The 6,780-nt window shown below is 36.5% G+C and carries 8 protein-coding genes; 3 read left to right on the top strand and 5 right to left on the bottom strand.

Going from position 1 to position 6,780, the window contains the following annotated elements:
• Positions 1–133: 133 nt before the first annotated feature.
• On the top strand, positions 134–610 hold the full coding sequence (locus V7266_RS15190; protein WP_335468767.1) for a hypothetical protein: 477 nt from the start codon (positions 134–136) through the stop codon (positions 608–610).
• Positions 611–646: 36 nt separating this feature from the next.
• Here V7266_RS15190 and V7266_RS15185 read toward each other — a convergent pair whose 3' ends face one another.
• On the bottom strand, positions 647–1,162 hold the full coding sequence (locus V7266_RS15185; protein WP_335468765.1) for an HD domain-containing protein: 516 nt from the start codon (positions 1,160–1,162) through the stop codon (positions 647–649).
• A 129-nt stretch (positions 1,163–1,291) separates the two neighbouring features.
• Positions 1,292–3,247, bottom strand: a complete 1,956-nt coding sequence (locus tag V7266_RS15180; RefSeq protein ID WP_335468764.1) for an LTA synthase family protein — start codon at positions 3,245–3,247, stop codon at positions 1,292–1,294.
• Between the two features lie 510 nt (positions 3,248–3,757).
• On the opposite strand from V7266_RS15180, the gene V7266_RS15175 reads away from it, so the two are divergent.
• Both V7266_RS15175 and V7266_RS15170 read left to right on the top strand, forming a co-directional pair.
• Positions 3,758–3,946, top strand: a complete 189-nt coding sequence (locus tag V7266_RS15175) for a hypothetical protein (RefSeq protein ID WP_335468763.1) — start codon at positions 3,758–3,760, stop codon at positions 3,944–3,946.
• A 71-nt stretch (positions 3,947–4,017) separates the two neighbouring features.
• Positions 4,018–4,197, top strand: a complete 180-nt coding sequence (locus V7266_RS15170) for an H-type small acid-soluble spore protein (protein WP_335468762.1) — start codon at positions 4,018–4,020, stop codon at positions 4,195–4,197.
• Positions 4,198–4,279: 82 nt separating this feature from the next.
• Here V7266_RS15170 and V7266_RS15165 read toward each other — a convergent pair whose 3' ends face one another.
• From V7266_RS15165 to V7266_RS15155, 3 genes are all read right to left on the bottom strand, one after another.
• Positions 4,280–4,441, bottom strand: a complete 162-nt coding sequence (locus tag V7266_RS15165) for a hypothetical protein (protein WP_335468761.1) — start codon at positions 4,439–4,441, stop codon at positions 4,280–4,282.
• Between the two features lie 94 nt (positions 4,442–4,535).
• Complete coding sequence (locus V7266_RS15160) at positions 4,536–5,693, bottom strand: acyl-CoA dehydrogenase family protein (RefSeq protein WP_335468759.1); 1,158 nt, start codon at positions 5,691–5,693, stop codon at positions 4,536–4,538.
• 96 nt (positions 5,694–5,789) lie between these two features.
• Positions 5,790–6,780: TrkH family potassium uptake protein (locus V7266_RS15155; protein ID WP_335468758.1), on the bottom strand; the 991-nt coding region annotated here is incomplete at its 5' end.

The raw sequence follows: 6,780 nt of genomic DNA, 5'->3' as shown, positions 1-6,780 counted from the left end.
CTCCTTTAGTGTAATTTTACACTATTTCTTTTAAATTTCAATCCTTTTTCTTTTTCAACTATATTCGTGTTTACGTTTGGGGAAAATATCTGTATGATAAGAGAATATTTGTTATAAACAGAAGGAGTTTTATATGCTGACATTTAATGAAAAACTAGCCATTATTGAATCTTACCCGGAATTAGAGAGGAAAGATGTTTCTCTAAAACGTGTTAATTTTCAGCTTCCAGAAAGTATTTCTGATAAAAAAAATATTGTTTATCATCTGCATCCAAATGGAAATGGCTTTGTTTATGCCGCTCATCTGGATCAATATGAAACAGATGATAAAGGAATGGTCAATATCCGAGATTTTTCAGCAGAGCAGCTTCGGAGTATCTTAACTGAGTCCATTGCGTCCTTATCGCCCCTAGAAAAGTCAACCAATGAGGAAGCGATTATTGGAGAATTACAGGAAGAGCGCTGGATCGACGATGAGGGCAACGCTCTTATTTTGCTTTTTGAAAATGAAGTATGGAATATCTACTTTGGGTTAAACCTTGAAGAAAGCTTCGATACATACGAAGAATCTATAGCTTTCATGCAAGAAGAGGGTTTTAAACGAGGGTAATAAAAAGGCTGTGCATATGCTTGCACAGCCTTTTTGTTAGTTATTATACTCAGCTTCAATCCACTGATCTAAACGGATAATACTCTCTTTTGCACGATCATATTCAATTGTTCGATAATGATGCATGCCTCCTTCTTCTTCATCTTTTTCATCCGCCCATTTTACCACTTGCTGCAAAGGCGTCCTTACAATGTCATTAGAAGGTAAAAAAGAGTCAGTATGAAAAAGAATCGCCAGCGCAATTGTTTTCGCCTTTATTGGGTTCTCTCCAAGGCGAATCAATAACTTATGTGCTCGTTCAGCACCTTTAATTGGATGTATATCATTTTGTTTATACAAGTCATAATCCCATTTTCCGTTCCTATACCAAGTATAGTGTCCCATATCATGGAGAAGCCCTGCTTTAGTAGCAATATCAACATCAAGTTGTTGTTCTTTACTCAAATGAAAAGCATGGTATGCTACCGCAATCGCATGGGCAAGTCCAGAGCGGTTTAAATACTTTTGGGCAATACGATGTTCAAATATATCCAATAAAGTAACGTCTCTCATGCGATCTCACTCCTGTTCGTAAATGTATTTCACTTATTATATGCTAACCTGTCCTAATTGGCTATTCCTTTCTTTTAGTACCTCTGTAAATAATAAAAAAAGAGAAGGACCAAGTCCCTCTCTCATTTATTAATTAGCTTCAGTTGTTTTCGTTGTTTTCCCCTTTGGTCCTAAATATTCATAGTCATTAGGATTAATTGGAGTATATCCTTCAGGCTTGTAGAATCGTAATAAGTCTTTATAGACAATTTCATCTGACATTTGCAATTCCGTTTTTACCTTTTCATCAATGCTCTTACATGGGGTATTGTCCGTTAATATTTCAGTTGAATCATAACCGTAACATTTTTCATTGATTTGAATGCCGTCTGATGATACGAAGTCCCCATTTCTGAACAACGCCCAGTTACGATGATCTTTAGAAAGTAAGTCAGAACCAAATTCCATATAATCCTTTGTATCAATACCTAATAAATGAAGCACAGTTGGACGGACATCCACTTCACCGCCAATTTGATGCTGAACTCCACCTTTTACACCAGGTACGTGAATAAATAAAGGAACACGCTGTAATTTTGCATTAATGGCTGGTGTAATTTCATCGACACCCAGTACCTTTGCCATTGCTTCATTATGGTTTTCAGAGATACCATAATGATCACCATACATAACAATTATTGTATTATCGTATAATCCACTAGCTTTTAAATCATTAAAGAACTGTTCAAACGCTTGGTCCATATAATGAGCAGATTGGAAATACTGGTTCACAACCGAATCACCATAATCACCAGCTGGAAAATCAGTATCCTCTGGGTCCATTTCAAATGGGAAGTGGTTGGATAACGAAATGAACTTTGTGTAGAACGGCTGCTTTAAACCTTGCAGCAAAGGCATAGATTCCTTAAAGAATGGTTTGTCTTTCATACCATAGTTTTTGGTATTCTCGTCAGTCATGTTATAGTATTCCGCATCATAAAACTGGTCATATCCAAAAGCCTTATAGATAACATTTCTATTCCAGAATGTTTTATAGTTTCCATGAAAAACCGCAGAAGTATATCCCTGTCCTTTTAAAATGGATGGCATCGCCTGGTAAGTATTCTGCGCTTTGTTAACAAAAACGGCACCTTGCGCCATAGGGTATAGTGAATTCTCCATTAAGAATTCAGCATCTGATGTTTTGCCCTGCCCAGTTTGATGGTAGAAATTATCAAAATAGAAAGTACTGCCATCATGAGCCAATGAATTCAAGAATGGTGTAACCTCTTGTCCGTTTGGCATCTTATAATCAATCATAAAGCTTTGGAATGACTCCATTGAGACATAAAGTACGTTCATTCCCTTTGCTTTTCCAAAGTAAACAGGGTTTGGAGCAGCGTAGTTTGCTTTACGATAGTTCTCTACATCCGTAATATCACTGCTGTCAGCTAAAGCGCGCTGGCTAGACGATTTAATATTTTGAATAACATCGTAAATCGTAAAGTTATATGCACCCAGATATTTAACCAAGTAGTTACGGTCAAATGATCGTGTTAATAATTGAGGACGGTCCTTTTCCGCTAATCCCAAGTTAAAAAGAAATGTCGTGATTGCAAATAATAAAACAATTTTATATGACTTCCTGTTTGTTACGGTCACTTTTTTGAAAACAGTTAATGCCAAAACAATTAATATAATCGTATCAAGAAAATAGAAGATATCTAATGGTGTAATTAAGGATAATGCACTATCCCCTAATTGCCCCGCATTTGTTTTTGTCTGCATTAACACAGGTACGGTAATGAAGTCATTAAAGAATCGATAATACGCGATATTAGCATATAATAAGAATGATAAAAAGAAATTGATAATAATCATAACAAGCTTAGTACGCTTTTTAAAAAGCAGTGCTAACCCAAGAAAGAAAAGGGCTGAACTTAACGGGTTTATCAGCAGCAAGAATTTCTGCAGATTATTATCGATTCCTAAGTTGAATTCGATTTGATAGGCCGCATATGTTTTGATCCAGAATAATAAAACGGCAATTACAAAGAATGAAATATGGCTGTTATTTAATGTTTTAGGTAGTCTAATTTTATTCATAACATAATTCTCCTCTCACTTACCATAACCTCCGGTAAACGAACCTCAATTACTATAACACACTTTCAAAAAAAATTAAAACATAAAATATGGCATTTTATGTATGATTCAATAAAACTAAGCATGTCATTATTAGTTATATTTCAGCACAAAACGACAACTCTTTAACCTATCCTTTTAATAAATTCTTTTAATCATATGACAGATTTAAGTGGGACATGACTGTTTCATTTCTCAAATATATATGACGATTCCTGTGTTGATTAGGTTTCAACCTTTTTAAAAATGTTTTTCCTTTCCCAAGGATTGCATCTCTTCTTTATGTTGGTCACTTTATTTCACTTATCATAAACCCGGAGGATTCGAGTAAGCAATATGAATATAGACTTATCTTTTACGGATTGAATACCGAATAATTATATAATTATTGGTAAGCATAAGCACGATGGAAGTAATGAACCTACTTTCCTGAGGGTTTGTGTAACGAATGAATAACAAGGAAGTGAGTTTATGCCTAGGAAAAGACCTGAATTTACAAAAAGCCCATATTTTGTTGATGATCCTGGAAATTGGCATTTAAAACCCGGGGCACCGAAGGAACTGCAAGCGGAACTTGAGAATTACCTTAGCAGCCTAGAGAATTTACATGAAGACGGGACAATAAATGGAAATCAGATTGATATCTATTCTACTCATTAATATATAATAGAAGAAAACGGTTACAATATATTTGTAACTAAATTACCAACTTGAATTCAGGGGTGAAAAATATGAATGTTAATCGTGTAAAGCAAATTCTGTCCTCTTCTGCAGATATTGATGTTAAATATAACGGTGCTTCCGTTTGGATTGATCAGTTAAATGAAGATGGAAGAACAGCCACTGTTCATTTACGTGGACCGCTAGAAGAAAGATCTACTGTCGAAATTCATGAATTAGTGGAAGAATAATCAAACCAAACCATAGGCCATCTTTTCGCTGAAAAGATGGTATTTCTTATCTATAAAAAAAAGCAGGATATTTCCTGCTTTTTTAGACCATGTCTTCATTTTCCTTTTCAATCTCACTAGGCTGGGGCTGTTCATTTTGTATTATGCTCCCAAGGACTTCCCGATTGTATTTACCAGCGTCTTTACCAGCTCCGGGTGCAATATTCGCCATTGGGAGCTGCTCTAATTCTTTACCTCTTGGCATTTTCCCTCACTCCTTTATCTTAAGATACCCATAGATAAAAATATATAAGCATCTATTAGGAATCCTTGAGGCCTTGTCGAATGCCGTAGAGTCATTAATTATTTTGATGGATAAAAATACTTTCCTTAGCCAAAAGCTCAATGGTCATATCATCCATTGGAGGATTATGGAGGCCTGCCCGTACATCACGATAATATCGTTGTAGTGGATTTTGGAGGGATAAACTCTTTGCTCCCACTATTCTCATTGCTAAATCTACAATTGAAATGGCCGCATTCGTGACCGTTAACTTAACAGCCCCTAGTATCGGAAGCATCTTCTCCCGCTCATTTTCGGCAGTAGAATCCCATTGTTTTGCAGTGGAGTATAAAAAAGACTCCGTCTGCATGATTTTTAGTTCCATTTCACCAATTTTTTGCCTTACGCTTGGTAAATCAATAATCGTACCATTGATACTGTTTGGAGAATATTCGCTTGCAAATTGAATCGCATACTTTTGGGCTGCTTTGGCGATTCCAAGATAACAGGCAGGAATATGAAGAAGCCATCCGTTGGCCTTTCTGCCCTTTGCATTTGGCATTTCAACTAGATATTCTTCAGGAATGATTGCCTTCTCAAGGATTAAATCATGACTCCCCGTTCCTCGTAAAGCGATACTATCCCAGGTTTCTTCAATGTTCACTCCCTTAGTTCCTCTTGGTATCAAAAAGTTAGCCATTTCATTGTTTTCCTTTATAGTGGCATTGACGATAAAATAATCCAATACAGGAGCCATTGTGGTAAAGCTTTTTCTGCCTGAAATCTCCCAGCCTTGGCTTGTTTTTACTGCGTAGGTTTCAGGTCTCCCTCCCCTTGTTGGGCTGCCCGTTTTAGGTTCAGTTTGCGCGCTGTTAATCAAAGCACCATTGTTTACTCTTTCACACAAAAACTTAAATAATGATTCACTCCATGATCTTTTCTCATCGAGATTCATGATAATCCCCATATGCCAGCCAATCGAAAGCGCTGTAGCCCCATCACCTTCAGCAATCATTTCCTGCAGACGAATTAATTCATACAAGGAAATCTCCTTTCCCCCAAATCTTGAGGGAACTGTCAAGGTGGTATAACCTGTACTTTTCAAATCTTCAATATTTTCAAAAGGAAAGGACCCCTCTATATCCACTTTATGCGCTCTTGTTAAAAACTTTTTTGAAAGAGCCTTCATAGCTTCTAGTCGGCCTTCAAAGGTTTCAATTTGTGGAAAGTTCATTAAAATCACTCCAGTCTGTATCTCTAATGTTTAAATTTTATCATAACCCTAGCAAAAAAGACTCCTGTTTGATTTAACAGGAATCTAACGAAATCATTAACCAATCATAATTTTACCTTTTGGATAACGGAAAGGGTCAGGGTTTCTCCGCATGGCCACGGCAAATGCTATGGTTAACGGCCCTACCCTGCCGGCAAACATGGTAAACATAATTAAAATCTTTCCAATATCTGATAATTCAGGTGTTAATCCCATTGAAAGCCCCACAGTCGCAAAGGCAGACGTCACCTCAAAAAGAATGGCTAGAAAATCATGCCCTTTCTCAGAAATAGTTAATACAAGTGTCATAAAAATAACGAGGAAAAGTCCACTTAATGTTACGGTTAAGGCTTTATATATGGTTTCATATTCGATGCGCTGACGGTAAAAAATAACATCCTCTTTCCCGCGGATTTGCGACCAGACTGCTCCGATTAATGTGGTAAATGTAGTTGTTTTTATACCGCCGCCAGTTGAACCAGGTGAGGCTCCAATGAACATTAACAGAATCATTAATAATAAGCTGGATTGAGTTAAATCCCCAATACTTAACGTATTGGCTCCTGCTGTTCTAGCAGTGACAGCTTGAAATAAGGAGCCTAGTATTTTTCCTGTCAAGGATAATGGCTTTAAAGTCAGATGATTGGAGTACTCTAATAAAAAGATACCAATGGTTCCAACAATGACTAAACTAGCACTTGTTAAAAGGACAATTTTTGTATGTAAAGATAGGCGCTTAATGGCACGATATTCATAAAGTTCATTCATGACAATGAATCCAATACCACCCAATGTTATTAATAAACAAACCGTTAAACTTACGGTCGGGTCGTCTACATAACCAGTTAAACTATGAAATTCCCCCATTAAATCAAAACCAGCATTATTAAAGTTGGAAATGGAATGAAAAATACCGAAGTAGATTGCCCTTTTGATCGGCATATCGAAGGAAAAGCGAATCGTTAATATTAGTGCACCAATTAATTCAATCACACCTGTAAAAATAATAATCCTTCTTGCTAACCTAACAATCCCCTCCATTGATAGA

It is taken from the genome of Neobacillus drentensis, assembly GCF_036965645.1.
GTDB classification, from domain to species: Bacteria; Bacillota; Bacilli; order Bacillales; family Cytobacillaceae; genus Neobacillus; species Neobacillus drentensis_D.
The sequence above is the reverse complement of the archived record's forward strand: the minus strand, read 5'-3'. Positions and strand labels throughout refer to the sequence as shown.